Origin of the sequence: Croceifilum oryzae, from assembly GCF_030814315.1 — a bacterium.
Lineage (GTDB): Bacteria > Bacillota > Bacilli > Thermoactinomycetales > Thermoactinomycetaceae > Baia > Baia oryzae.
This window is the reverse complement of the sequence record NZ_JAUSUV010000008.1, coordinates 107009-130952: the sequence shown is the minus strand read 5'-3', so window position 1 is coordinate 130952 and position 23944 is coordinate 107009. Positions and strand designations below refer to the sequence as shown.

27 protein-coding genes and 1 pseudogene are annotated in these 23944 nt (G+C 42.4%); 6 read left to right on the top strand and 22 right to left on the bottom strand.

Translation table 11 applies throughout. The features are described 5' to 3' along the window. Nucleotides 1-440: 440 nt before the first annotated feature. The gene (locus J2Z48_RS10415) at nucleotides 441-770 is read right to left on the bottom strand and encodes a hypothetical protein (RefSeq protein WP_307253267.1); all 330 of its coding nucleotides are present in this window, start codon (nucleotides 768-770) and stop codon (nucleotides 441-443) included. Between the two features lie 275 nt (nucleotides 771-1045). Here J2Z48_RS10415 and J2Z48_RS10410 point away from each other — a divergent pair, with 275 nt between their 5' ends. Beyond that, nucleotides 1046-2392 (top strand): helix-turn-helix domain-containing protein, encoded by a 1347-nt coding sequence (locus tag J2Z48_RS10410; protein WP_307253266.1) that lies wholly within the window; start codon nucleotides 1046-1048, stop codon nucleotides 2390-2392. 398 nt (nucleotides 2393-2790) lie between these two features. Here J2Z48_RS10410 and J2Z48_RS10405 read toward each other — a convergent pair whose 3' ends face one another. The 17 genes and pseudogenes from J2Z48_RS10405 to J2Z48_RS10320 form a co-directional block, all read right to left on the bottom strand. Continuing rightward, on the bottom strand, nucleotides 2791-3486 hold the full coding sequence (locus J2Z48_RS10405; RefSeq protein ID WP_307253265.1) for a hypothetical protein: 696 nt from the start codon (nucleotides 3484-3486) through the stop codon (nucleotides 2791-2793). Nucleotides 3487-3507: 21 nt separating this feature from the next. Then, the gene (locus tag J2Z48_RS10400; protein WP_307253263.1) at nucleotides 3508-4089 is read right to left on the bottom strand and encodes a matrixin family metalloprotease; all 582 of its coding nucleotides are present in this window, start codon (nucleotides 4087-4089) and stop codon (nucleotides 3508-3510) included. A gap of 99 nt (nucleotides 4090-4188) precedes the next feature. Next, the gene (locus J2Z48_RS10395) at nucleotides 4189-4980 is read right to left on the bottom strand and encodes an N-acetylmuramoyl-L-alanine amidase (RefSeq protein ID WP_307253261.1); all 792 of its coding nucleotides are present in this window, start codon (nucleotides 4978-4980) and stop codon (nucleotides 4189-4191) included. 1 nt (nucleotide 4981) lies between these two features. Further along, nucleotides 4982-5212: a phage holin gene (locus J2Z48_RS10390; RefSeq protein WP_307253260.1), complete on the bottom strand. Its 231-nt coding sequence runs from the start codon at nucleotides 5210-5212 to the stop codon at nucleotides 4982-4984. 14 nt (nucleotides 5213-5226) lie between these two features. Continuing rightward, complete coding sequence (locus J2Z48_RS10385) at nucleotides 5227-5505, bottom strand: hypothetical protein (protein WP_307253258.1); 279 nt, start codon at nucleotides 5503-5505, stop codon at nucleotides 5227-5229. A gap of 20 nt (nucleotides 5506-5525) precedes the next feature. Beyond that, a pseudogene (locus J2Z48_RS15755) lies at nucleotides 5526-7988 on the bottom strand (phage tail spike protein). Next, nucleotides 7988-10495 (bottom strand): distal tail protein Dit, encoded by a 2508-nt coding sequence (locus J2Z48_RS10370; RefSeq protein ID WP_307253254.1) that lies wholly within the window; start codon nucleotides 10493-10495, stop codon nucleotides 7988-7990. The pseudogene J2Z48_RS15755 and the gene J2Z48_RS10370 overlap by 1 nt, the downstream one beginning before the upstream one ends. Continuing rightward, nucleotides 10488-13196: a phage tail protein gene (locus J2Z48_RS10365; RefSeq protein ID WP_307253252.1), complete on the bottom strand. Its 2709-nt coding sequence runs from the start codon at nucleotides 13194-13196 to the stop codon at nucleotides 10488-10490. Before J2Z48_RS10365 ends, J2Z48_RS10370 begins: the two co-directional genes overlap by 8 nt. Nucleotides 13197-13200: 4 nt before the next feature. Further along, nucleotides 13201-13491 carry a hypothetical protein gene (locus J2Z48_RS10360; RefSeq protein WP_307253251.1) on the bottom strand — a complete coding sequence of 97 codons (291 nt, stop codon included), beginning with the start codon at nucleotides 13489-13491 and terminating at the stop codon, nucleotides 13201-13203. Then, on the bottom strand, nucleotides 13491-13820 hold the full coding sequence (locus J2Z48_RS10355) for a hypothetical protein (RefSeq protein ID WP_307253249.1): 330 nt from the start codon (nucleotides 13818-13820) through the stop codon (nucleotides 13491-13493). Before J2Z48_RS10355 ends, J2Z48_RS10360 begins: the two co-directional genes overlap by 1 nt. Nucleotides 13821-13837: 17 nt before the next feature. Continuing rightward, a complete protein-coding gene (locus J2Z48_RS10350) occupies nucleotides 13838-14413 on the bottom strand; it encodes a hypothetical protein (protein ID WP_307253248.1) in 576 nt (191 codons plus the stop codon). After that, nucleotides 14414-14794 (bottom strand): tail completion protein gp17, encoded by a 381-nt coding sequence (gene gp17, locus J2Z48_RS10345; RefSeq protein WP_307253246.1) that lies wholly within the window; start codon nucleotides 14792-14794, stop codon nucleotides 14414-14416. It abuts the gene before it with no gap. Then, nucleotides 14791-15117, bottom strand: a complete 327-nt coding sequence (locus J2Z48_RS10340) for an HK97-gp10 family putative phage morphogenesis protein (protein ID WP_307253244.1) — start codon at nucleotides 15115-15117, stop codon at nucleotides 14791-14793. The genes gp17 and J2Z48_RS10340 overlap by 4 nt, the downstream gene beginning before the upstream one ends. Further along, nucleotides 15101-15412 carry a phage head closure protein gene (locus J2Z48_RS10335; RefSeq protein ID WP_307253242.1) on the bottom strand — a complete coding sequence of 104 codons (312 nt, stop codon included), beginning with the start codon at nucleotides 15410-15412 and terminating at the stop codon, nucleotides 15101-15103. Before J2Z48_RS10335 ends, J2Z48_RS10340 begins: the two co-directional genes overlap by 17 nt. Nucleotides 15413-15435: 23 nt before the next feature. Then, the gene (locus J2Z48_RS10330) at nucleotides 15436-15720 is read right to left on the bottom strand and encodes a head-tail connector protein (RefSeq protein ID WP_307253240.1); all 285 of its coding nucleotides are present in this window, start codon (nucleotides 15718-15720) and stop codon (nucleotides 15436-15438) included. Next, nucleotides 15653-15892 carry a hypothetical protein gene (locus J2Z48_RS10325; RefSeq protein WP_307253238.1) on the bottom strand — a complete coding sequence of 80 codons (240 nt, stop codon included), beginning with the start codon at nucleotides 15890-15892 and terminating at the stop codon, nucleotides 15653-15655. Before J2Z48_RS10325 ends, J2Z48_RS10330 begins: the two co-directional genes overlap by 68 nt. Nucleotides 15893-15905: 13 nt before the next feature. Continuing rightward, entirely contained in the window at nucleotides 15906-16295 is a 390-nt protein-coding gene (locus J2Z48_RS10320; protein WP_307253237.1) for a hypothetical protein, read from the bottom strand. Nucleotides 16296-16382: 87 nt separating this feature from the next. Here J2Z48_RS10320 and J2Z48_RS10315 point away from each other — a divergent pair, with 87 nt between their 5' ends. Next, nucleotides 16383-16904, top strand: a complete 522-nt coding sequence (locus J2Z48_RS10315; RefSeq protein ID WP_307253235.1) for a hypothetical protein — start codon at nucleotides 16383-16385, stop codon at nucleotides 16902-16904. A 78-nt stretch (nucleotides 16905-16982) separates the two neighbouring features. On the opposite strand, the gene J2Z48_RS10310 is transcribed toward J2Z48_RS10315, so the two are convergent. Genes J2Z48_RS10310 through J2Z48_RS10295 form a run of 4 tightly spaced genes read right to left on the bottom strand, consistent with a single transcriptional unit; the run spans nucleotide 16983 to nucleotide 22272 of the window. Continuing rightward, nucleotides 16983-18212 carry a phage major capsid protein gene (locus J2Z48_RS10310; RefSeq protein ID WP_307253233.1) on the bottom strand — a complete coding sequence of 410 codons (1230 nt, stop codon included), beginning with the start codon at nucleotides 18210-18212 and terminating at the stop codon, nucleotides 16983-16985. After that, the gene (locus J2Z48_RS10305) at nucleotides 18212-18916 is read right to left on the bottom strand and encodes an HK97 family phage prohead protease (protein ID WP_307253232.1); all 705 of its coding nucleotides are present in this window, start codon (nucleotides 18914-18916) and stop codon (nucleotides 18212-18214) included. Before J2Z48_RS10305 ends, J2Z48_RS10310 begins: the two co-directional genes overlap by 1 nt. A gap of 16 nt (nucleotides 18917-18932) precedes the next feature. Continuing rightward, nucleotides 18933-20975: a phage portal protein gene (locus J2Z48_RS10300; protein WP_307253231.1), complete on the bottom strand. Its 2043-nt coding sequence runs from the start codon at nucleotides 20973-20975 to the stop codon at nucleotides 18933-18935. 4 nt (nucleotides 20976-20979) lie between these two features. After that, nucleotides 20980-22272, bottom strand: a complete 1293-nt coding sequence (locus tag J2Z48_RS10295) for a DNA-packaging protein (RefSeq protein WP_307253229.1) — start codon at nucleotides 22270-22272, stop codon at nucleotides 20980-20982. Between the two features lie 136 nt (nucleotides 22273-22408). Between J2Z48_RS10295 and J2Z48_RS10290 the strand changes: the two genes are divergently transcribed. From J2Z48_RS10290 to J2Z48_RS10275, 4 genes are all read left to right on the top strand, one after another. After that, nucleotides 22409-22588: a hypothetical protein gene (locus J2Z48_RS10290; protein WP_307253226.1), complete on the top strand. Its 180-nt coding sequence runs from the start codon at nucleotides 22409-22411 to the stop codon at nucleotides 22586-22588. A gap of 295 nt (nucleotides 22589-22883) precedes the next feature. Further along, nucleotides 22884-23216 carry a hypothetical protein gene (locus J2Z48_RS10285; RefSeq protein WP_307253225.1) on the top strand — a complete coding sequence of 111 codons (333 nt, stop codon included), beginning with the start codon at nucleotides 22884-22886 and terminating at the stop codon, nucleotides 23214-23216. Nucleotides 23217-23425: 209 nt separating this feature from the next. Continuing rightward, nucleotides 23426-23620, top strand: a complete 195-nt coding sequence (locus J2Z48_RS10280; RefSeq protein ID WP_307253223.1) for a hypothetical protein — start codon at nucleotides 23426-23428, stop codon at nucleotides 23618-23620. Nucleotides 23621-23676: 56 nt separating this feature from the next. Beyond that, nucleotides 23677-23928 (top strand): hypothetical protein, encoded by a 252-nt coding sequence (locus J2Z48_RS10275; RefSeq protein WP_307253222.1) that lies wholly within the window; start codon nucleotides 23677-23679, stop codon nucleotides 23926-23928. The last annotated feature ends 16 nt before the right edge of the window (nucleotides 23929-23944 follow it).

The following is a 23944-nucleotide window of genomic DNA, read 5'->3' as shown; positions in this document are numbered from 1 at the left end:
TATATCCGAAAAAATAAAAAGGGAAACTAGTTCCCTTTAATTATTTGTATCATCTACGATAGGTAAAGAATCAAGGAAACAAAGGGGACATTGAAGAGTGGATATAGGAGGGATAACTCTTCTCCCACACGAACACCGGGAATCGCTATCTTTCTTCTCTCGTTTAAGTATGGCGTTGGGTAATTTAAAAACAGTACCATGATCCTGAACAACTTTGATATTGTGCATATCTCGATTTGGCTTAACAGTAACGTAAACGGTACACAAGGGAGTGAAACCCCTTGGAAAATTCCTCATTTTTCTCGTACCTTCCTTAATGAAGAGATACAATACTAAAATACATATTGATGTGCTACACTAGGGTAAACACATAGGAGGAGCTTATACCTCATCTACCTCCTACGTATTTGATCACTGTTTTGTAGTGTTTAGGTATACTTTCACTCGGGCCATGTGGCGTGGCCTTTTTTGTTTGCAAAAATATCGTAGCTCATTCCGCTTACCATTTGATGTTCATCTGTAATCCTCACACAAATCACATCTAACAGTGGAAGGCGAATGGTCAAGCCATCAACGGTTTCCATCTCGATAATCTCCACTCTACTACTACGATCATGCTCCATTTCACATCTCATACAAGGAAAGACACCATCATCATTTATCCTATATCCATCTTCTTGCTGTTTTAATGTTGTATTAGAGTTCCTATTCAAGTCATACAGGAATGCTTGGATCTCATCTTTTGGACCTTCCACCTGCAACTTCAGCATACTTTCACCTCCTTCAATTAAAGAATACAAGCTCTAAACTTCTTCATTGGTTTGATCTTATATAAAAATACATAATTATACAAACATTTTATATTTAATGAATAAGGTGGTATTTGATTAAATATCTGTACCTAATAACATCTATTCAAATCAAAAGCACTCATTTTTTAGCGAATGATACTAAAAATATAGTTACGTCTGACTCATTGAAAAAATCAGAGTTTTGATCAATAATTGATTCAGATACCTTTTGGAGAGGAGTAATTCCGATACAAATGGAAATGAGAGACTATCTAGACTTTGGTAAATACCTTCGGAAAGCCCGGAAAAGTCTAGGCTATACACTTGATAACCTGTCCAAAGCAGCCAAAGAAGAAATATCCGCTGCCACAATCAGTAATTATGAGCGTGGTATAGCTGGTGTCAGTGAAGATAAAATCAAACTTATGTGTCAGCCGCTAGAGATTGATTTTAGCCAGTATCGGAACATCCTGAAAAATGAACGTGAACAGCAAGATAAATGGTACAAAAAACTACTAGGAATCGAAGGTTTACTCGATTATCTTGGAGCCAATAAAGCATATACAAAATTAAAGACTCTCACTTTTGATATGGATGATCCTATTAGCGGTATTCATGCTTATTTAATAGGTAGATGCTACTATCATAAGAAAAAGTGGACGAAAGCACGCGAGAAATTCGAGGAAGCAATTAACATTCTAAAAGACCATCCTGATTGGGATAAAAGTAACATTATTCCATTCTGTTACAAAGAACTGGGGCGGATCGCCTATTACCATGAGGGCAATGCAGAACGGGCTATCCATTTCAACAATCTGGGCATCGATTCTTTTATACCTGAAAAAGAACGTCCTGGTCTAATCTATGTACTACTAGTGACCAAGGCATTCTATTTGGAAAAAATGAACGAAAATGAATCTGCCACACGAACTCTATCGCAATTATGGAAGGACATTGGGAAGATCGATAACATTGAGGTAAGAATTAATATGTTTGAGATCCAAGCTCTACTTTTTATCAAAGCTAATTTTTACGATAAAGCCAAAGAGTACGCGGAACGAGGAGCGGAATTAGCACGAACTAATAAGGAGATCGAACGTGGATTTGAACTTTGGATTACCCTTGGAAGTTTATACATGAGAAGTAAACAATTTGAGGAAGCCGAAGAATATTTCAATCTGGCACTAGAGATGAAGGATTCAATCAAAAAAGAGTATCTGCTTATCAGCATACATATACAACTAGGAAAACTGTATATGCAACAAGGCAAATCTGATTGGGCTCAGGAGCACATCGAAAAGGCCGTTCAGATTGGTGAAAACAGTAATGATGAATATCGTTACATCGAGGCTTTAGAGACATTCGGAGACTTCCATATCTACCAAGGAGAAATCGAATCTGCGATTATTCCTTACAATAAAGCTCTAGTCCAGGCAGAAAAAAGCAAGTTTCCCTCACTACTGAAAGATACTCTAGTTAAGTTGGCATATTGCTATCGATCTGTTGGTAATATTGAGGCACATCGAAAGTGTGCAGATAAATTACTCGATTACGAACTAGAGTTAACATTAGATTCCATTATTGAGAAGGTAGAAGGATGAAGGAGGTGAAAAAGATGAAGACAATGAGCTTTCTACAGCCTGATCCACCGGATCAAAAACTTACAGCATTCCAGCCTGACCCACCCGATTCTACTATTTAGTAGTTTTTCGACTACGACAGCATAGGAGCTATCCAAGCAAGTGTCAGGGGTATGTCTGCAAACCTATGACTATGACAATCTCGGAAATCTGAACGAATTTCATTCTATGTAGATCTTGATTTAATGAAGAAGGTCTACACTATATTGATGGCCCTTATTTGTTTCATGTACTAATTAACTAACTGCCCCGTATGCAAACATGGAGGCAGTTAGTTATCATTTTTTATCTAAACAACACTTTCCACGTTCGCGGCCCTACTACATCATCCTCTGCGGAGACATCGATACTCCTATCTCTTACTTTTTAAATTGATTTACTTCTTTTTCCAAACTGGCCTGATTCATCTGTAAGGATGAATACATTCCCTCATCTCCCTTGGGTACTACTCTTTGAATGATATCGCCCTCTATTCTAAACTTACCTTGATAGACACCGATCACCGAATACGTCTCATCTTTGTTTTTCCCTCCAAACAAAATTACCTTTTCGCCATTTTTCATGGCAGAAATCCCATTAACCTTGAATTCCACTGGCTGTTTTTCTTCTGATTTGCTAAGAGGAAAATCTCTTCCACTACTTTCCTTAACATACTTTTGTGTAGTAAATCCTCCTATCTCTTCAAACGTTAGAACATCTCCAACCCGTATATTCCCACTAGTTGCCTTGACAACTTTAACCTGAGAAACGGTAGACGGTATCGTAATATCCTTATAATATTTTGTTTTAGTACTTAATACCTCACCTTCGAATATAACATCAGCTTCTTTTGTTAAGCTTTGTATGTCGCTGTATATGGTTTCAATATCTCCATTAGATTCAACAGTCAAGCCCGGTGATTTTTCATCAACATCTTTCTTTGTCACATTCGTTTCAACCTTCTTTTTAGCATGTGCATCCTGATTTGTCGAAGAAGCTTTTGACGAAAAAACTAAACCCATTATGACAGAACATAACACGATAGTGCCAATTAAAAAGATATGTCCTTTTTTCATATCAAAACCGCCCCTTAGTTATTAGTACAGTACATTGATTCCCTCGTAATCATCCCTTAAAGGTCTGGCTGTTTTTCTACCTCCTGCAAGTGGACACATAATTGAAAAACTATCTCCATTATGGGCTAAACCCATAGCATGTCCGATCTCGTGGGCAATCGTCCCTTGCTGATCGGCTTTAAGATGATTTTTCATATAAAAACGGTTTAAGTCAATTTTTGCCCATCCCCAGTTCGATTCCCAAGGTTCAACTTCTTTTTGATACCTAAAAAAGCTCGTAATTGCTACATACTGATGTTTGGAATCGTTATTAGAGAAAGAAGCCAGCTCTACTACCGCTGATTTCTTGTTAGTTGTTTCTCGAAAAGAAATAGGAGTAGATACGATGTGAGATGAGTGTATCCATGTATCCCAAGCACCTTTAATAAGTGGTTTATAATACGTTTTAGCAGAGTCATGTACGTAATAATATTGGCGATTCTTACCCCAGTTACCTACTCCATTGGTTAACTTATAACCAAAAAGATTATATGCAAATACATCTGTTGGTAGAAATACGATCATTGCTACAATCGCAAACAATAACGGTAATTTCTTGTTCAAAATGTTCCACCTCGTATATATGATATTAACCTCTTAATCTATCAATACTTATATAGAAAGTGCTACACTCAAGTAACACTTTCTATATACTCCTCTCCTCTAACTAAATAAAGCCTTCCAAGTATTCACTCCTACTATCCCATCTACTACGAGATCATTTCTCTTTTGAAACAATCTCACAGCACTTAGGGTCTTCTCGCCAAATATCCCATCCACTACAAGCCCACCCAATCTACGTTGAATCATCCTTACACTCTCTCCACGCGACCCCTTTCGAATGTGAGATCCCGGATAGGATGGAGATGATGTGGAAGTACTAGATGAACCAGAAGAATAGGCTACTCCGAAGAATTCGCAAATACCCCGCGCTGTCTCCATAGCACACTCTCTTTGAAAATCTGAACTAATCATACGCTTCGCCTCAACTAAGCCCGGGTCATCCATGAAGCCAAATTCGACGAGAGTGGCTGGCATGTTCGTTTTTCTAATGACCCAGAGATGATTCCCGGACTTTAGACCACGATCCTTCTGAGGTGTTCCTTTTACAACTTGTTTGTGAATACAAGTCGCTAGACGTCTACCTTTGCTTGATGCAGTATGATAGAACGTCTCTATGCCACTCCCACCCCCGGCATTATAATGAACAGCAACATAAACATCTGCCCGTTTAGCATTAGCCAGAGCGGTACGACGAGCAAGCGGTGTATCATAATCGGTCGGAGCTACCAACAGAGTGCGAAACCCACATTTTCTCAACTCTTGATCTAAAAAGCCTACCACCGCACTATTAAATCGATTCTCTTCAATAACACCTACCCCTGAAATATGTGGAGTTCTCTTTCCAGATGTTCCCCGGCCATGGCCATCATCGAGTGCTATCAAGTATGACATATTAGTTGTCCTCCCTTTTTTGATCATCTAGAAAACCCGTGTTTTGAGTGGTCGGGTCACTTAAAACACCCAAAACAACAAGAAGTCCAAGGCAAGACATTACAGCTTCTTTTCCTGCCTCTAGTTGGTTAGGTAGTAAACTAACTCCTGACGCTTCCAGCACAACTGGAATGACTGCTAGTAGACTCACCCATAACCCTTTATTTCTCCATCTCTGCTTATCTTTTGTCATTGCATATCCCTCTCTTATCCTCGTTGTATTAACCACACAAAAAGACCGAGACCAGCTGCCAGTAATGTACTTACCAACAATCTATCTCGGTTTGATATTTTTTCATGAAGTTGTTTCACATCTTGACGTATGTCTTTTGAATCCATTTCTAGTCTTTCTATATCCAGCTGAAGGCGATAGACTTCATTGGACTGCTTCTCTCGAATTACCGCCAGATCCGTTTGCATATGACCCAGCCTCTCATCCAGCTTATCTAATTTAGCAACCAACTCTTGAATCTGAAGTTCTCCCATATTTACACTCTCCCACCTCCTTAAATCGATAGCCCCACATTCCCCATATATCCAGCCCTATAAGCCAGACCGTGAACCTCCAGCTCTCCTGACGGTATACTGGTAAGAGTCCGAATGTATAAGTTGAAACCAGCTCTATCTACTGAATAGGCAGTTGCGTGGTAGTCTACTGATTTACTTCCATAGGGTGTGAGTAGAACAATCATACTGCCAAGTTCTCCCGGTGGAGAAAACGGCTGATCGAACTTTACCCTACCACAATTGCGATATACTCCGGATCCCAATCCTGAGTGGCTGATGGTCACATGGAATATCTGTACCTCGGGTTTCGAATCGAGATTATAGATATCCTTGGGATACATATCTAATTGCTGTTGGGAAACAACATCATCATAACTTCCCCTCACCCAGAGGATCTCCATCGCTTTTTCTTCATCTTTGTCAAACTCTACTTGTATCCACAATCGACATCTGACCGTATCCACGGGAAAAACAACTGGCATGGTTAATAATAGATTTTTTTGATAGAGGGAGAATACTTCTGTTTGAATCCGACTCTCTAATTGCTGTCCGTTTCTATCATAGTTGTAGAGTACAATTCGGGCCGACTTAGGTGTAGAGCCCCCAAAACTATTCGTTCGAAAGAGGGCTTGAAAGGTTGCTTTCGGATGATAGATATCTAGCATCTGATCAATCCCAATAAAATTCATGGTGGCTGAGCAATCAATCGACATCTTATTAGCAGATGGATCGTACTTAACACCAGAGTATAGTTTCCAATCCGTTGATCCATTGGGTGGAGTGAGGAATTCGGGATTCTTTACAAAATTGGTTGAGATACGGTTCCCACGTATCATCACTCCGTTGTCTGTGGCACTGGGAGTAGAGTAGACCTCGAGTCCTCCACCCTTAATCGTGAGGTTTCCTCCAGTCAGAAGTATTTTTCCATCGTCGTCACCGATTTCCACATCGTTCGTTCGAACCTTTCCACTTGTGATGCAATCGGCAATCATTCCACCCGCCGTCATGAATGTCTTCCAATCGAAACCTCCATCTGGCTTTAAATTATTAGCTATTCTCACTCCTGCTGATCTAATTTGCACGGCTGCGTCTGGTGGATTATCTATATTTCTTAGAGGACGGTTGGTCGTTAAGAATCCATCCACATCGTTCATATAAACATAAGCTCCAGACCTCTCGAACTCGATGTTTTCAAGATCTCTCGCTCCCTCTAGCCAGCCAACTGGATCACCAATGGATACTTTATTCTTCAGTTCAGCCTGAAGATCTTTCACATAAGAGCCGATATCTCCAAGCACGTTCCCTAGTGTCACCTTTGTATTCTCAGGGGAGATTAAATCTCTTTCTAGTTCAGTTATTCGTGCTTCTAGCTCCACATCAACTGGGAAATTACGATCAATCACATAAGTGGAATCTCCTAAACGGATTGCTTCATGTTTATAGTCAAATGTAGTCATTAGCTACACCCCCTTGTGACCATCTCATGATGAGACTCTTTCTAAGTCGATCACATCCATTTTGTACGTAATGGCTGGTTTCTTCATCTCTTGAAGCCGATCCCATGTTTTTTGTAGGAGTATAGCTGCATCGGTTTCCTCTTCATCCACAAACACACCGAATCGATGTCGTTTGGAACCATCAGAATTGATATGCCCCCAGACTTTCAATGCTTCAGGATCTCCAATCCATTCTTGACCCAGTGGTTTGTCACAAGGATCACCCTTCCCTTTTCGCCATTCCACATCAGCAATGGTAAGGCGACGACCATATCCCGTTCCGTCCTCGTCTTCCACTCCTTTGCCTCGTCCAAAGAGAGCCGTCTTCAGAGACTTGATATCCACAACTCGCTCTACATTCGTGAGATCCTTACCAAACTCAAACCGCTTTCCTGTGCGCCTCCCCAGCCTAGATACGAGATCCACATACCTTTTTGTGATCTGGTTTTGACTGTTCATTTGAACACGGAATCGTAACTCTCCTCCCCAAGTCTGGAGCACTTTCTTAATACCATCCATTACTGGTTCATAATAAACATTTGTGCTATTGATTCCTAAATTATCGACATTCCCGACCTGCCATCGAGTATTTTTGAGAATCCGCGATAGGGCTACTTCGGCACTAGTATTTTGTGAACGGACATCGGTTACCACTTCATCATTCAGTTCATTGATTCCAAGATCTTCACTATAGAACTCTCGAATAAATTCATCACTATGAGTTTCCTGTTCATCAATTATCAAGAAGGCCCTATGAATTGAGTCGAGATCTTTTATCACAATCACATCCCCAACCTGCACATTCTGTGAATCTAAATGATTAGAAGGAATAGAAAAAGTAAGAGATATTTCTCCATTGATTTGTTCTTTGAGAATACAAGAAGGTAGGGGAAGCCCATCTGGCAGTTCGTTTGATATGATTTGAATCAATTGTTCCTGTCTGAACACATAAAGTATTGGTCCCATTAGAGAAATCTCTCCTTCCATTCCAAGTAGACGGTACACACATTTTCAGGGCTAACAATAAAGGTGTTGCTCCCTGGTTGCAAAAAGAAAAAAGCACTCTGTATGGACAGGGAAACCATGTCCAGAGCACCATTGGTTGTTACTTTTCCTGTTTGATTTTGAATCTCCACCTCATCTCCAATCTGAAAGGAACGATTCAAAATTAGTTGCTTTCCGGTTTCTTGATGGTGGATTTTAAATTGATCTGGAACCACTTGATTAAACGTAATCCTTATCTTCGGATAGGCTTTGATCGTTCCATCATAGAGAACAATGTTTCCAGCTTTCTCTTCTATCTCCCACAAAAGCCTTTGAAGAGTGGGTGTAGTCATACCGTCACTCGTAATGACCTGTTTGGTATACAACCTTTTTGTAAGATCCACATTTGGAATGGTAGACGGATTATCTTTGACCAAGTACCAACCATTCGAAGTAGGAGTTTGGCTCGGCTCCACAAATTGAACATAGAGTTCCACATCCGGAGAGGAATCTGGCGTGGTGTCCCACGTAATAGATGATTCCTCGATGGATTTAAGAGATGAGAGAGCAACACCTTTACTAATCCGTTCTCCTTTTGGTTTATAGGCTGTTACGAAGTGATAACTGTAGCTGTTAACCTCCGGAGTTATCTTCGGATCAGTGGTTTGTAGATCAAATCGAACAAAGAGTTTGGCTTTCGTGAGATCCATAGTTGGATTAACTTGTGGGATATCCGCTCCGTTTGCCACCTCTTTAAATTCTCCTAGAATGCCATTGATCTCCAAGGCCAAATAACACTTAATCTCTGTTCCATGGGGTTTTGTTTCCCGCCAAGAGAAAGTGGCCTTTCTTGCCTTGGTTACAGATTGAAGACCCTCAGCTAGAGTCTCATATCTTCCATCCGTGTAATAAACAAAACGTTTTCCATTGACCACTATTCCCACAGATATAATTTGTGGGGGATGTTCTATATCATAAACCTCTAAGGTCTCTTTCAATTTCACTTGAACTCCAGTCAATGAATCTCCACTGGAGAGCCCCGGTATTCCCTCCCCTACTACAAGGGTTTGATAATCAGACCATTTTCCGTTTCTCAATATGCTAATCTTCAAATGAGACGTAGAGTCGAAGCCGTTAAATCCTGTTGGTGTAAGGGTTTCAAAGCGGATCTCACTTGATTGATAGATTCCGAGAGATGATAAGTCAATCGGAGGAGTTACTCGCTCCCCTCGATAAGGAAAACCAATGGATCCAATCTTTTCATGCATAACTCCTGACTTCCGATAGAATTGGATAATATCCATATCTCCCTGATTGCGTAAGGAATGATCAATAATAAATTGAATTCTTGGTGTTAACGAGGTCACAGAGGGAGAAGCAATAGATCGATCATGCATTCCATTGATGTAAACATCACCAGTTGTAGGGCTGGTTAACACGACCCTAATCCACTTCAAAGTAGACGTCTCATCTAAGGAGATAGAAAACCGATAGTTCTTCCCGTCACGAGCTTCTATTATTTGAAAGCTCGCCTTATTCTCATAACCATTGGTTGGAGAAGTAGGTGGTTTGAGTCTATACACGAATTCAAATGCTTGTGGGAACTTGAGTGTAGGGTGATCTTTTACCAAGGCAGCACTCACACCACTGCAGTGGATACGTGCTCCATCTGATGTTTGAGACACAGCATTCTCCGTAATTTTGGCTTCCCAACCTGATTGAGACCAACTCTCCATATTGTCCCTCTCTTCCCAAACAGGAAGCTGGGCGATCCTCAAAGTACCATCCACTACTCGAACGTTTATATTTTCACCATCTGCAAAGTCATCCTGATAAGACTGGGAAGTGGGTAAACTCGTTCCGTCTAAGGTAAGTTTGCTCGTTCCCTGTGTTTGATGATGATTCCCCGTATCAAATTGAGAAATCGATTTTTCCTGATCTATCCCTATCTTTTGAAGCTGTAATCCATTTGGACTTGCTTCCACTCCGTCTAAATTCCCCTCAGACCACGATCTTTGAGTATGAGTGTCTTCTGTCACTCTTGGAGCTCCTACGATAATTTGAGATTTCACTTCGATCCCACATGCATAGGGATCAGGAATCAGAAATGAGAGAGTCACCTCTCCATCAGCTACCGTTTTCTCTAGATCGGTCGATCCATCGAGGATGGCTTGGTACTCCTTATCCTCATATGAATAGCGGAATGGCTTAGGCTCAGATGTGGAAAGCCAGCCTGAGATCATTCTTTTTCTATGAGCTAACTCTTCCAAGCTATCTGCTAGAATCGTGATTTTTACTTGTTCGGTTCGACTGGATACCTTTTGCCCAAAATAAAAAGCTCCAGAACGATCCGGGACCTCTATCATTTTATTTTCAATTGGGGAGAGCATCGGACTCTCTACTCTATTTATAATCAGCCAAGGAAACTCAGTCGACGACGTTCCATTAAATTGAAAGGATACGATCTCGCTCTCCTCCCTTCTACACACGAGCTTGTCGTTGTTGTTGTCGGTAGAGAATCTCGGAAATCTGTTTTGCTAAACGATCCAGATCATGATCACTTCTGACATTTCCATTTAATTGGATGTTGATGTGGTTTTGAATAGCAGACGACCTAGAAGTAGGAGATACTGAAGGTAAACCACCTAGTGCAGATAACCCCATATTTCCTACAGCACTCATAACCGAGCCGCTGTTGGCATCAACTCCATCAGCAATCCCTGCTGGAATCCATCTCCCTACTTCTTTCGCAAACACTTTAGAGGGTGATGAAATTCCTAAGATTGACCTCGCACTTTTTAGCAACCCTTTTGCAATATCCTTCACCGTTCCGAAGAGGGAACCAGCAAATTTAGTGATCCCCTTTCCTATCCCACTTATAATCTCTTTTCCAATATCTAGCCAGCTCACATCCATAAATGCCTTGAAAATAGCTCCGATAATTCTAGGTATGGAGGCAAGTAAAGACGGGATCGCTTTGATGAGTCCATTCGCCAAAGCTACAATAATCTTGACTCCTGCTAGGAGAATCTTCGGGAGATTCGCCATGAGAGCCTCGAATAATTTCATAATCAATTTGATCGCCATCTCGATAAGAAGGGGGAGCATCTTGATGATCCCTTCTATGAGGGATACCAGTATATTGACCCCTGCTGCAATGATAATAGGTAAGTTGGTTGCAAGAGCCTCCACGAGTACCATAACCAAGTCAACCACGAGTGTAACGAGTGAGGGTAGCATGTTGATAATCCCAGTCAAAAGAGCCTGTAAAACTTGGATACCTGCTCCAATGATAAGTGGCAGGTTCGTAATTACCGTATTCAAGATAGTCATGATGAGAGAGATCACAGCTTGCAAGATGAGTGGCAGGTTGGTCACGATTCCATCGATGATACCTTGCAACATAGAAAGCCCTGCTTGTAGGATTTTGGGCAAGTTCGTCGCGATATATTGCACCAAGGTATTGACTAGGGTTGTGACGACTGTCGCTAACTGGGTAATCAGGGCTGGAAGAGCTTGCAAAATTCCATTCACCAATGATGTGAGAAATTGAACACCAAGGTTTAGTAGAGTCGGTAACATCGTAGTAGCAGCTTGGGCCAGACTGTTCACGATTTGGATCGCACTATCAAGTAGCTTGGGAAGGGCTTGCACGATTCCTTCCACCAATTTCAATACGAGCTGTACACCCATTTGTAATAGTTGAGGAATCATCGTCGTCAGAGTCGTAATCAACTCTGGAATAATACGGGTGACACTATCAATCACTTGAGGAAGTGATGTCATGATTCCCTGCAAGAGTCCCTGTATAATCTGGATACCTACCTGCAAAATTTGCGGAATCGCTTGAAGGAAACCGGTTATCAATCCTTCGATGGCTTTAATCGGAAGCATCATTAATTCAGGAATGGAGATTCCCATCCCATTTGCAATCTTTTGGATCATGTCAGAACCCATTTGGATCAATCTGGGAAGTCCACCGACAATGGCTTGGATAATCGAGGTGATTAGGTTTTGAAAGTTACCAGTGATGTTGCTCGGATCCAGATTTTGAAAGGTAGCTTTCACTTGTCCAATTACATCTCTTAGAATCTCCACCAAGCCACCCAGTACTTTCATTGCAATGCTTCCGAGTGGTGCCAGCAGGGTAATGATATCTCCAATGATGGTTGCAATATCCCTAAAAATGCCCAACAAAATAGGGCCACTCTCTTTTGCATATCCGATGAATTTCGCAAAGCCATCTGAGCTTTTCAGTGCAGAACTCCAGTCGGCAAAACCTCGTGCTGACTCCACAAGCCAGCTTAGGACTCCTTCAGCATTTGGGGCAAAGGCCATCAACAAGTTCAGAATCCCTCTAAAAACATTACCAAAAATCTGCCCAAATGCAGTGATCGAAGGCCCCGCGCTTTTTCCCAACCAATCAAAGAATGACACCATATCTTCAGTTTTTAGGCTTTGTCCGAAGCTGTCCACTAACCCTGCCACAGCGTTCATCGATCCTTCAATTGCAGGCCTCAGTCTATCCAGAACACTCTTTAAAACATCTAGACTTTTAGTAAAGATATTTACCACAGGCTTCGAGAAAGACTTAGCGAACGTATCCCAGAAAGACTTAAAATCTTGTAGAGCCATGACCGCTTTTTTCTGCTCTTCGGTCAGTCCTTTAAGTGCTTCCTTTTGCATCTCGAGGGCTTTGGCACGTTCTTTGGCGTTATCTGCTTTATCTAGAGCATCTTGTGCTTTCCCTAACTCCTTGGAAGCCTCAAAAACATCCCCTAAAACACCCGCGGCCACGGCACCAAAACCGACTGCTCCAATGCCAGCGGCCGCAAAAGCACTCCCAATCGCAAGGGCTCCCGTTGCTACAGTGGACAAAACAGGAAGTACAGCAGGAGACAGAGCTAGGAGCGACTTCATAAGTCCATTCATATTAGACATTGCTTCATGCGTATCTACATCAATCCTGATGTTCTTTTCATTGGGGAGATCCTTTATTTTGTCTTCCACTTCTTCGATATCTTTCTCAGCACTCTCTGTATCTGCATCCACTTTTATCTTCAGATAGTCCCGGATATTTTCTATCTTCTGATTCACTTCCTGAGCACTACGCCCAATGATCTTCAGGTTTTTCGTGACAGCCTGCGATCCCTTGAGCATGACCTCTCCGAACATCTTAAAAAGTTGCAACGGTTCACCTCCTTGCCGATTGGTCTGCTTTCTTGATCCGTTCAGCCATTTCAATAATCTGTTCTGGGGCTTGCTTCGGTTCCTGTGAACCCACATTTTCCTGTTTACATTGATGAAGATATTGAGTAAAAGGAACAGGCTTATCCATATGCGGATGGAATGCCAGCCACATTTGCCAAACTCGCTCCTCTTGTTCTTTTTCAAAAACCGTAGAGATAAATAGAATGCCTTCTTCTAAAGGCATGTGGAGTATATACTCAATCCCACCACCATATCTCCTCAGTAGCAAATCCATTAGTTCTTCGTTACTTGTTTGAAAGCCGAGCGAAAAAAATTTGCTAAACCAGGTATCTTCTGAAACTCTTGAATAAGCTCTCCTAGTTGAGAAAGACTCATTGTCTTCATCTCTTGAGGCGTTACACCTGCTACACTTGCCAGAAATTCATACACTTCCTTTTCGGCCTTGTCCGAGTTCTCCAGTAGCAACCAAAATACCTGAATTCCGATCCCTGTGGAATCATTTTCAACGTTTTGGAAGTCAAGAGATTGGATCTCCTTTTTGATATCGAGCTTACGTAAGATTCTCGTAAACTTAAACAAATCTTCTAGTTGTAACTCTCTCATTTTGTTTCTCCTCTCTTTTAGGGAATAACAGGATATCTAATTTCATAGGGTACAGCCGATAAATTGGCAGGATCATAATGCGCAGATAATTTGATCTCTGGCTTTCCTTCTTCCTTATCCTCCAGTTCTAACTCAATCTCATCGTCGGCTAAAACATTATAAAGAACGATTACGCATGGTTGTTTGGAACCACTTACTTCCGTTACTAATGCCACATTACTTATATAGTCAGAGTCTAGAATTTGCCCTCTAGGTGATACTTTTTTCCCAATCTTGGTTGTTCCGTCAGCATCTAAGATGTCTGTTGTATCCGCGGCGGTTAATACCATCTCGAAGTTCTCTGGACTCATCTCTAGTAAATTAATGGTGAGACTAGCGTTTTCGCTGATGATTCGCCGAGCCCCCTTGACCTTTCCCCTTGCTCCATCGATCTCAATTTCCTTAATCTCCCTCTCGACAGTAAAGCTATTACCGCCCGAAGTAGCCCCGATCGGTCTTTCATCTGTTAATCCATAGTTCACATAAACCCTACCCGCGTCCAAAAGCATATTTTTAACTGTATCCACCGAGATTCCATGGGTTTGATGGGCCATTTAGGTATCCCTCCTATAAGTTCGTATTTCATAGCGCAATTGTCTCCGTCTAATAGATGGATCTGGATCAGGTAGCATCAATCTGGACATGCGAAAAAAGCGGACAGTCCATCCGCTTTCATCTGTATAAATAAGACGATTCAGTTGTTGATCCATTTGATCCGCTAACATTTGGAGACGAACGGTCGAGCCACTCGGTTCTGGAAGTCGATCCCACACATTTATTTCAAGAACAAAGTCCTCTCTTCGATTCACTTCACTACTGTTTGGAATTTGATAGACCACATAAGGATAGGGTGTATCTTGCGGAGTCCATTCTAAATAGACACGGGAATGGATCTTTTTCAGTTGTGTCACAATGAATCGTTGTAGTTCGATCATTTCAATCCACGCCCTAATTGAGTGGCGATGACCTTCTGAATCTGAGCCTGATTCTCTTCTAACGCGGGTGTTAAGTGAGGCTGGGGCCTAGAACAGCTTGTCCCTTTTTCCACATAAGTCGCATATGTTACGTCCGTTCCAATCTGGACACTCTTTTTATCTGAATTCACTCGGTGGCGGTAACTACTACGAAGCCTCCCAGTATCAACCGGAGATCGGATTTTCGTTTCTCTCGTAACAAAGAGTCCTACCGCTTCAAGAGCATTTTTTTCATTCTGTTTAAGCTGTTTCATCATCTTGGGTAAATTACTCCGAAAGCTCATCTAATCCCACCTCTTTACAGAGTAAGTGGAGCTCTTTCTTACACTCCTCGATATTTTGAACAGAGAGAATCTCTAACTTCCTCCCTTGAAATAGGAGCCTCATACTGGAATGAATATTATTTCGATATCTCATCTCCACACGATGCGTTGTACTCGGTTGGATCTGTTGTGCTGTGGCCATTTCGCTTCCACTCAGTGGAGTGACCCTAGCCCATACAGTCCCAACGTCCTCCCAACTTCGGATCGTTCCACCTATTCCATCGTCTTCTCCGAGTACCAATCGCTGAATCTTCACCCGATGTCGAAGTCTTCCTGCTTTCATAGCAACCACAGCTTGTATGGTTGAAGTAGGTACTCAGCTTGTAGGGGAATGGTTCCACTCTCGCGATTTTCATATAGATGCCCGATTATTAGAAGAATAGCTTGTTTAATCGGAAGTGGAACATTCGCCCCATAGTAAGACCAAGGTCTTCGGGTATACGTTCCAGCTTGCTGGCTCGCTACTTGAATCAGTGATTCGATGTACGTATCATCCTCATTGATCTCCACTCGGAGGTGGTGCTTGGCTTCCTCCAGCGTCACTACGTTTACGAGCTCTTCCACTTGCTTTCACCTCTGGAACTTTATTCATTGCTTTGTCTTCTCTCGCCCATCCTTCTTCTAAGAAGATGCGCGCTAAAGAAGAAGGCAGATCGTATATTTGATCTGCCTCATACACATATATTGTTAATCCATCAGGACTACCTGACATCGTATGGATCATTCGAATTTTCATTTTGACTTCACTCCTAGTAATGAATCGGTTTGTGACGCGCTCCACCCAGTACAACCATCACACCGACTATTGATGCGGCTGTTCCAATGGTAAGGACTACCCGGTAATATCTATGAATTGGGTTCACCACATGTAACCGATCCGAAAAAACAGCCGATTGCTGTGGGAGAGAAACTACATCCCCTGTATCAATCTGCCTAGAATCCGTCCATTTTGATCCATTATCACTATGTTGAATTTTCACTTGAACTGTTCCATTTGCTCCAACCGTCCCACAGGAGATGAAGAAAGAAATATTGGTAAACCCTTGGAGATCTAAGGTTGTACCATTTACTGTTCCAGCCGATTGCGATCCAGCTGGTATATGTTCGACTAACTTAATACTGCTCTTTACATCATGCACGTATGGTCACTCTCCTTTAAAAAATTAAAAGCCCTTAATAAGGGCATCATTTTAACTAAAACAATATTCATACTGGAGGAACATGAATTGGCTGATTCAAATTTTTATTTATCATTATTTGTTGGTGGTGCTATTGGTGTAGTAGGAACTGTTATAGGTTCTGTCGTTTCAGGTAGAGTCGCAGGACGCGAACAGCGTAGAACAGAAGTTTATAAAATAAGAAGATCCTCATTAGAAAATCTATACAACAAAGTAAATCATTTTTACTTTGAACTTTTTGATGAGCTAAATGATGAGTGTGGACCTTATGATCCATCAAGTTTATTTGATCAACTAGATCAGATTTTTATGCAATACTCTACCAATTATTACGAGCAAGATTATATTATTAATCCGATTGATCACTTGATTACGAATGTACTTCCCGTACTCACGGATCTCGATAGTCAACAAATGCCATCTCATGAAAAGGTGTCTAAAGCCGACAATGCATTAACTCATACCATGGCTATCATAATAGTGAGCATGGATAAACTTGAATGCAAATATAATCCTACTTTAAGTGAAAAATGGACAAATATGAGATATAAGGAACGTATATGGAAATAGCGATAAGAGCTACGATTGTATCGTTGCCAAAACATAGAAAAAAATATATTGATACTGGATGTGAAAAAGCCACTAACACTAGCTAGTGGCAATTTTTATTGGAACGAATGATTCAGCTAATACCACCTGACCACCCACACGCTTGGTAATGAGGAAACCCGTTTGTCTATATTCGGCATAACGCTCCACCAATCGTTGGATTGTCATCCCTTTCCGATCTCGAATTCGGTAGCCACGACGGAAGTCTCCAAATAAGATTGGATACGAATTGGCAGCAATGTCGGGAGTGCCCTCTGGATTGATGATTGAATTTCCGAGTAAGGTCGCTGGAGCCCCTGCTTGCACAGGCGGTTGCCAAACATAATCTCCGTTTGCATTTTTGACTTGGCGGATGATTCCTTCTGTCGTGCTATTAAAAGCCCAGACTCCGCTCCTGCGATAGATCTTTTTAAGTTTGTATTGTGCTTGAATCAGGCAATCCACACCATTATGCGTGGGGTCGGTGAGAGCTCCAGCCACTCCCGATGAGACGTAACGGGACTGTACTTCGGCATTCGATAGGATTCCTTCTGGTCTCCCAACCCCATGGCCGATCATAAACTGATCGTCCTCTTCGGCCGCTATGTCCTCTCCAAATATCATGGACAACTCACTAAAGATATTTGCTCCAGCGTCTTCCAGTGTAGAGTTTGGGATCAACACAAGCGCAGTAATCTCATTGATGGGCATGTCTTCTAAACCAAACTTCAAGTCTTGAGGATCAACCGCTACGTTTTCATTTCCCCAGCCAATGACGGCACGTTGGGTAATCTTACCGACTTGAACTCGGTCTCGATTTGTCGTTCCAACGTTGGAGACAGGACGAACTTCGGCCGAATTCTGAGCTATTTTCAAAATTTCATTCTCGAAATCGGGGAGAATCAAGAAACCACCGTCTTGGTCAGAGAGTGAAGACAACGCTTTCCACTCATCTGGAGCCCACGAGGCCTTGGACGATTCTCCTACACCATAACGGATAAATTTCTCAAAGGCTTTTTTCTGCAATTTCTGCTCTTCACTGATTGGATCTTGAGGATCTCCAGACAAAAATTTAGCCCGTTGCAGTTTCAATTCCACCTGCTCACGGGCCTTTTTTTCTTTCTCATATGAATTTTTCAGTTCTACAAACTCTTGATCGTAGCGTTCCAATTTCTCTTTCAAAAGCGGATCTTCCAATAGATGTTTGCTTTTCAATTCATCCAGTTCGGATCGGAGCCCTGCTGTATTTTGTTTAATTCCTTCTAACAGTTCTTTTAGCATATCTGCCATTAGCGCGACACCTCTTTTAGTATATTATTTAGATCCACTTCCAACTGGATCTCTTCAGCCAATCGTTTTACTTCCATTAAGTGTGGATCTTCTGCATTCTTAGAATCATCCACTTGAAGTAGTAGATTGCCCAGTGCATCATGTGCTTGTTGAACCAAGAGACGGTTTTTCTCCGATAACATCCGTCCAGCCTTTACTTCTTTTTGACACTCATGCACCACATCGAGATAGTTCCACAGTTGATCCAAAGACTTTACACCTGTGACGAGAGCTAAATCGTTCATCCCCCAAGTAACATAACTGTACTCCCACAACTTTAGCTCCATCAGATCGCGAATTCCTTCATCTTGATCCCATTGTTCCTTAACTGTACCGTATCCAATGCTTGTTTCTGTAATAACACCATCTTGGGCGAGTATAAGGAGATCATTGCCGAGTGTCGTCTTGGATATCGGGGTAATGGTGAACAGTCCCGTCGAATCCTCTTCCATCACTCGTGGTCTTCCAACAGGGCATTTTGGATCGTGTTGGTAGAGAGCCTTGATGCGTGGTTGTTTGTGCTCTTCTTGAAGTGTTTTTAAGAACGCGCCCTGTTTGACTCTATCTTTCCCTGCATCAACATGGTCAAAAATGGATACATATGCTTCAATCTCCCTTTTTGACTCATCAACCTTATACTCAACTGGAAATGATTTGTATTTCAATTGATTAACCCTCCCTTCATTCCTTCAATATATATCCCTCTGTACATCTACATTTGATTGTCTCGGTTGCCTTTCCAGTAGGATCGCCCGGAAACATGAGACCGTTGGAATAGACTTCATCCAACTCTCTCCGTTCTCGATCTAAATATTGATGTGAAGGCCGAGTGCGTGAATCTCGTGTGGAGATCCACTCTTTTACTAGTTCCAATTCTGATTGCTTGGCTGCGAACCGACTTGCCGCATTACTGGCTGAAATCACTTCCGTCCGGGCGATCGTGACCGCTCTTTGTGAGGAAAATCCGTCATACACTTTTTGTAGTCGTTTGGCTAATTGCGGAATGCCCTCTCCTTCCATCACTCCTTCGAGCAATACCTTTCGAACGAGATCCAGCGTGGTTTGGATAATTTGGGTGATTTTCTCCCCAACCACCAAAGAAATCCATTTCTTGATCTCGGTACTCCAGACATCAAAGGTTTCTTCTTTCGTCTCAAAGGAAACAAAAGAAGATTTCAGTTCCTCCCAAGTAGAAGTTCCGAAATCTTTCATGACAGCTATATAGGTGCTTGTAAGGAGCTTCTCCCATTCGTTTTTTTGTCCACGAATAACGGAAGTTACATCATCTACATCTCCGTTGCTTCGTTTGAGTGACTTGATTGCCTTTTTCTCTTCGGATCGAAATTGATTTCTTATTCGATTCGTAACTGGACCAACGTATCGCTCTCTATGTTGATCCGTTGCCTTCCAATAGATCGTTCTCTGCTCTTCAGTTTCTAGATTCAAACCCTTGGAGAATCGTGCTTCCTTGGAACTTTCTTCATCTAGTTCTGGCTTAGAGGGTTCCTTTCCATCCGTTTCATGAACCGGAACCACTCCACTCGGGACCCATTGTAAATCTGAATCTGGAATATCATCCATCCCTAGTTCCAGACGCTCGTTCAATTTCTCAAAAGGAACTCCCATGGCCCATAGTTTCTGGGCTGAGGTAACTTTATCATCAAATTTCTCTTGGAGGGCTGGGACCTCGGTTAAGTCCGGCTCCACCCACAGGTTGTCTCCAAACCGCGGTGTGAGATCCTGATTAACTTGAGCCACAATATCTTCCAAATAGGGAATAATCGTATCTTCCCACAGAGCTCGTTTGGCTGTTTCATAATTGTTATAGGTGCTCGCATCCTGAATGCCGACCAGAACAGGTGGAACACCAAACGCCGCGCATATCTCTTCCCTATTTAGTCTTCTACCTTCGATAAAATCCATATCAGTAGGTGAAATGGCTAGAGACTGCCACTTTAAACCTGCCTCGAGTAGAAGGGGCTTTCTCGCATTCTTCACACCAGATATTTTCTGTTCGACTTCCCCTTTGAGACGTGTGAATTGGTCCTCCGTTAAGTTTCCATCTGCTACCAGGGCTCCGGGTGGAACTGCACGGTTCTCCATACTGCTTCTATTCCAATTAACAGCTTCACTGTCAGAGTCAACAATCCTAGCCACAGCCTGCAAGGAGCTCATACCTAAAAAATCATTGTATGGATCTAGGAACCGGAAGTGGGAAATTTCATTCACATCAAAATACTGGCTTACTCCATCCAGATTATATTGATAACCTCCAATAAATTCGGTTTTCGATGGAATAGGGCGAACTCTGTCTGGTCTCAAAGGCCATAGTTCTCTGGGAACCCCTCCTACCTCAATGATGTACCAATAATGATTCCCTGCAAGGTGGAGATAGGTGGTCATGGCTTTATTCATTTGAATCCCCGTCATTCTGGGATTAGGCCTTTGTAAAAGCTGTTCTAGCGGATGCTCAGGCGCACGAATCCACTCTGACTTTCCCGACTTCTTCCATACAACGAGAGGAACCGATGCAATCTGATCCGATAGTTTCCGAATACAGGCATACACCCATGTACTCGCCTTATAACCTTCTCGGATTGCTTTTCCAGCATCCCAAGAATTGTACTGTGGAACACCGTTTTGATTATTACCAATTAGGAAAGGAGCACTATTGGATGACTTTAGCAACCATCTACCGATTTTCTCACGAAGTATAAGTCTCACCCCCCTATAGCTCTCTGATTCGTGGTTCTAGTTTGGTATCTAACATTAACTCAGTTAGTGACCACACCAAAGCGTCCATTCTATCTGGAGACTTTTCACCCGGAGTCCACGAACACAGCTGATCCTCCAGGTCTCCAAAATCACCAACATGGTGGACACGTCCCTGTTCATACAATGCGGCGATGGGCTCCGCCCGGGTTAACTTTCCCCGAGAAGCATGGAGCTTTTTATATGATACAGTTGCATCCACAGTTCGAATCGTATGCTCCACCATATCTCCGCCATTATTGGTTTCCGCGACTACCCGATCTGCCCGGTGACGATGATACGCTTCCACTGCTATTCGAGCCCATCCATCCGGTGTGCTGCGAAGAGATAGATCTTCTAGTACATATCCATGTCCGTCCACTCCTACTCCTGCCACAATCATTCCCGTTTCATCCGATTCATCACTACTCGTAACAGCCGGGTCAATGGCGACTACTACCCGAACGAGATCGGGATATTCTTTCACCCGGAGCTTGTCCACCATGCGTTGGTTCCATAGAGCTCCCGGGTTGTCATCGAGTATGTCAGCATACAATTCCTGTCTTCCTAATCTCGTTCCATCATACTTGGACAAGATTTGCTTTAAAAAGGCAGGGGCCAAGTTCTCTGCATTGTCAAACGTGGAACCCTTTGTTATCGCTGTAGTTTCAGCTTTCACAAGCGATTTAATAATAGGTGTAGGCTTCGGGGTAGTCGTTACCACCACTCGTGGATCTTTTCCCAAGCGCAGTCCAAATAGCAACATATCCCAACTATCCGGGTATCGCCAGGCTGCGAGTTCGTCGCACCAAGCGGCATCGTGTTGTGGACCACGTAATCTTTCTGGCTCATCGGCCGAGTATAAAGTGGCTATAGCTCCGTTGGGCCAAGTAATACGTCGTTTTGAAGGTTCGTATATTGGCATAAACCAAGGTGATGAGATCGCCATGATCCCCGATTCTCCCTCGACTACTACGTCCCTGGCATCCGCGGCCGTGGGAGCTACTAGGGCGATTCGTTTGGCTTGTTCCGTTTCCACTAGTGACCTTACCCATTCGGCCCCCGTCCTTGTCTTGCCAAAGCCCCTGCCCGCGAGCAACAACCACGTTCGCCAGTTACCTTTGGGAGGCAACTGATTTGGCCGAGCCCAAAATCGCCAATCGTAAAGAAGGCCCTGGGCTTCCTCAGCCGATAGGGAACCAAGGAGTTCTTGCCGTTCGCCTTCCGTTAGGGAGCTGACCGATAATGCAAGGGATTGATTTTTGTCCAATTATAACCACCTCGCGGCCATTTATTAACTTATAACGAAAATAAAAAATAAATTCACGTATTACGTTGATTAACTTTTCATTCAGAGCTATGATGTGACTGTACCCGAAAAGGTACAAAAAAAGGAGGAAAACAATATGAAAGACGCACTCGGCAATAAAGTAGTAAACTGGCAACTCACGGAGGAGCAAGTAACTTTTTTAAACCACCTACTAGCCCACTGCCCCTACCTACTAGGTGAGGAGTACAAGGATACCTATAGCGATACACGGTACGAACTGAACGAGTTCCGCCTAATACTAGAAAGTGAGAAATAGGCAACGACTGGGCTACCCAACTGGGTGGCCCTTATTTTTATTACCCCTAAGTACACTCATTTTTAGAGGCCCTATCCCACTTATAAACGTAATATGCAACGTAACAAAATCCACATTTTGTTACCTTAAAACGTTAATTCATTAATACATTAATATATAAATGCGTAGATTCGTCCATTTCATTAACTATATACGAAAATAATTAATTAATTCACGTATTACGTTGATTAACTTTTCATTCAGAGCTATGATGTGACTGTACCAACGAGGTACAAAATCAAAGGAGGAATACAGTATGAAAAACCCAGTAAAAACACTACTAACCGCCGGGATTGAAGCAACGGAGTACCGCCAAGCAATAAAGGAAGTAGATAGCCACATAGCGGCCAGCACTACCCCAGAATCCCCCCACATTGCACCAACACTAGAGGCATTAGAACGAGGGATCATTGACTCGATAGTATATCACTTCAACGGCAGCTCGGTAAAAATCAGGAAATACGAAAACCTATACCAAACCCTTTGCCTCACGGACGGCCTAGCCGCCCCATCCTTCCACGAAACGCCGGATGCCCTGGTTACCAACGTATACCTTCAAACCCTAATATCCGGGAAGCTACTCGACTAAATCCCTACGTAGGACCCAGCCCTAGAATTTTCCTAGGGCTTTTTTCGTCCCTAAAAGCAACGAATTCTAGATTCGTCTAAAATATACCCAACATAATTAACTATATACGAAAATATTAATTAAATTCACGTATTACGTTGATTAACTTTTCATTCAGAGCTATGATGTCCATGTACCAACGAGGTACAAAAACAAAGGGGGATATAAGCATGAATACAAAAAAACCAAAAGCTAAATTGGTGGGGACTGACGGAAACATTTTTCACTTACTATCGGTAGCCTTCCGAGCATTGAAAGAGTCTGGCCAAGAACAAAAGGCAGTGGCCATGGTAAAAGAAACAGCCGAGTGCGAGAACTACAACCAAGCTTTAGACGTAATCGGTAAATACGTAGAAATTGAGTAGGAACAACGCGCCCCTAGCTACCACAAGCTAGGGGCTATTAAAAAGGAGGTAACAAGTTGAGAAAATTGATAGTAAGCGAATTATTTTTTCCAGAATGTACATGTTACAGAGAACTCGCCAAAGCTATTCATTCAGGACGTTTCGAAGGATATATCTTCACAGACCTAACCATTGTCCATTCCAAAGAAACAGAAAGCAGAATGTTCATCCTAAGATCTGGTAAGCCAGTAGCCGTATTTACAGCCAAAATAATTCACATAAACGGAAATCCCACGCTCATCATGAAGGACCTTCGTTCCCTACTTTAAGCCCCCAGGTCCTAGC

Coding starts and splice junctions, on each gene's coding strand:
- J2Z48_RS10360 (WP_307253251.1), bottom strand. CDS start 13,491: ATGGATTTGCTACTGAGGAGATATGGTGGTGGGATTGAGTATATACTC.
- J2Z48_RS10310 (WP_307253233.1), bottom strand. CDS start 18,212: ATGGCAGATATGCTAAAAGAACTGTTAGAAGGAATTAAACAAAATACA.
- J2Z48_RS10350 (WP_307253248.1), bottom strand. CDS start 14,413: ATGGCCCATCAAACCCATGGAATCTCGGTGGATACAGTTAAAAATATG.
- gp17 (WP_307253246.1), bottom strand. CDS start 14,794: ATGATCGAACTACAACGATTCATTGTGACACAACTGAAAAAGATCCAT.
- J2Z48_RS10405 (WP_307253265.1), bottom strand. CDS start 3,486: ATGAAAAAAGGACATATCTTTTTAATTGGCACTATCGTGTTATGTTCT.
- J2Z48_RS10415 (WP_307253267.1), bottom strand. CDS start 770: ATGCTGAAGTTGCAGGTGGAAGGTCCAAAAGATGAGATCCAAGCATTC.
- J2Z48_RS10395 (WP_307253261.1), bottom strand. CDS start 4,980: ATGTCATACTTGATAGCACTCGATGATGGCCATGGCCGGGGAACATCT.
- J2Z48_RS10355 (WP_307253249.1), bottom strand. CDS start 13,820: ATGAGAGAGTTACAACTAGAAGATTTGTTTAAGTTTACGAGAATCTTA.
- J2Z48_RS10290 (WP_307253226.1), top strand. CDS start 22,409: ATGAAAGACGCACTCGGCAATAAAGTAGTAAACTGGCAACTCACGGAG.
- J2Z48_RS10390 (WP_307253260.1), bottom strand. CDS start 5,212: ATGACAAAAGATAAGCAGAGATGGAGAAATAAAGGGTTATGGGTGAGT.
- J2Z48_RS10285 (WP_307253225.1), top strand. CDS start 22,884: ATGAAAAACCCAGTAAAAACACTACTAACCGCCGGGATTGAAGCAACG.
- J2Z48_RS10410 (WP_307253266.1), top strand. CDS start 1,046: ATGGAAATGAGAGACTATCTAGACTTTGGTAAATACCTTCGGAAAGCC.
- J2Z48_RS10385 (WP_307253258.1), bottom strand. CDS start 5,505: ATGGGAGAACTTCAGATTCAAGAGTTGGTTGCTAAATTAGATAAGCTG.
- J2Z48_RS10325 (WP_307253238.1), bottom strand. CDS start 15,892: ATGAAAATTCGAATGATCCATACGATGTCAGGTAGTCCTGATGGATTA.
- J2Z48_RS10280 (WP_307253223.1), top strand. CDS start 23,426: ATGAATACAAAAAAACCAAAAGCTAAATTGGTGGGGACTGACGGAAAC.
- J2Z48_RS10340 (WP_307253244.1), bottom strand. CDS start 15,117: ATGAGCTTTCGGAGTAATTTACCCAAGATGATGAAACAGCTTAAACAG.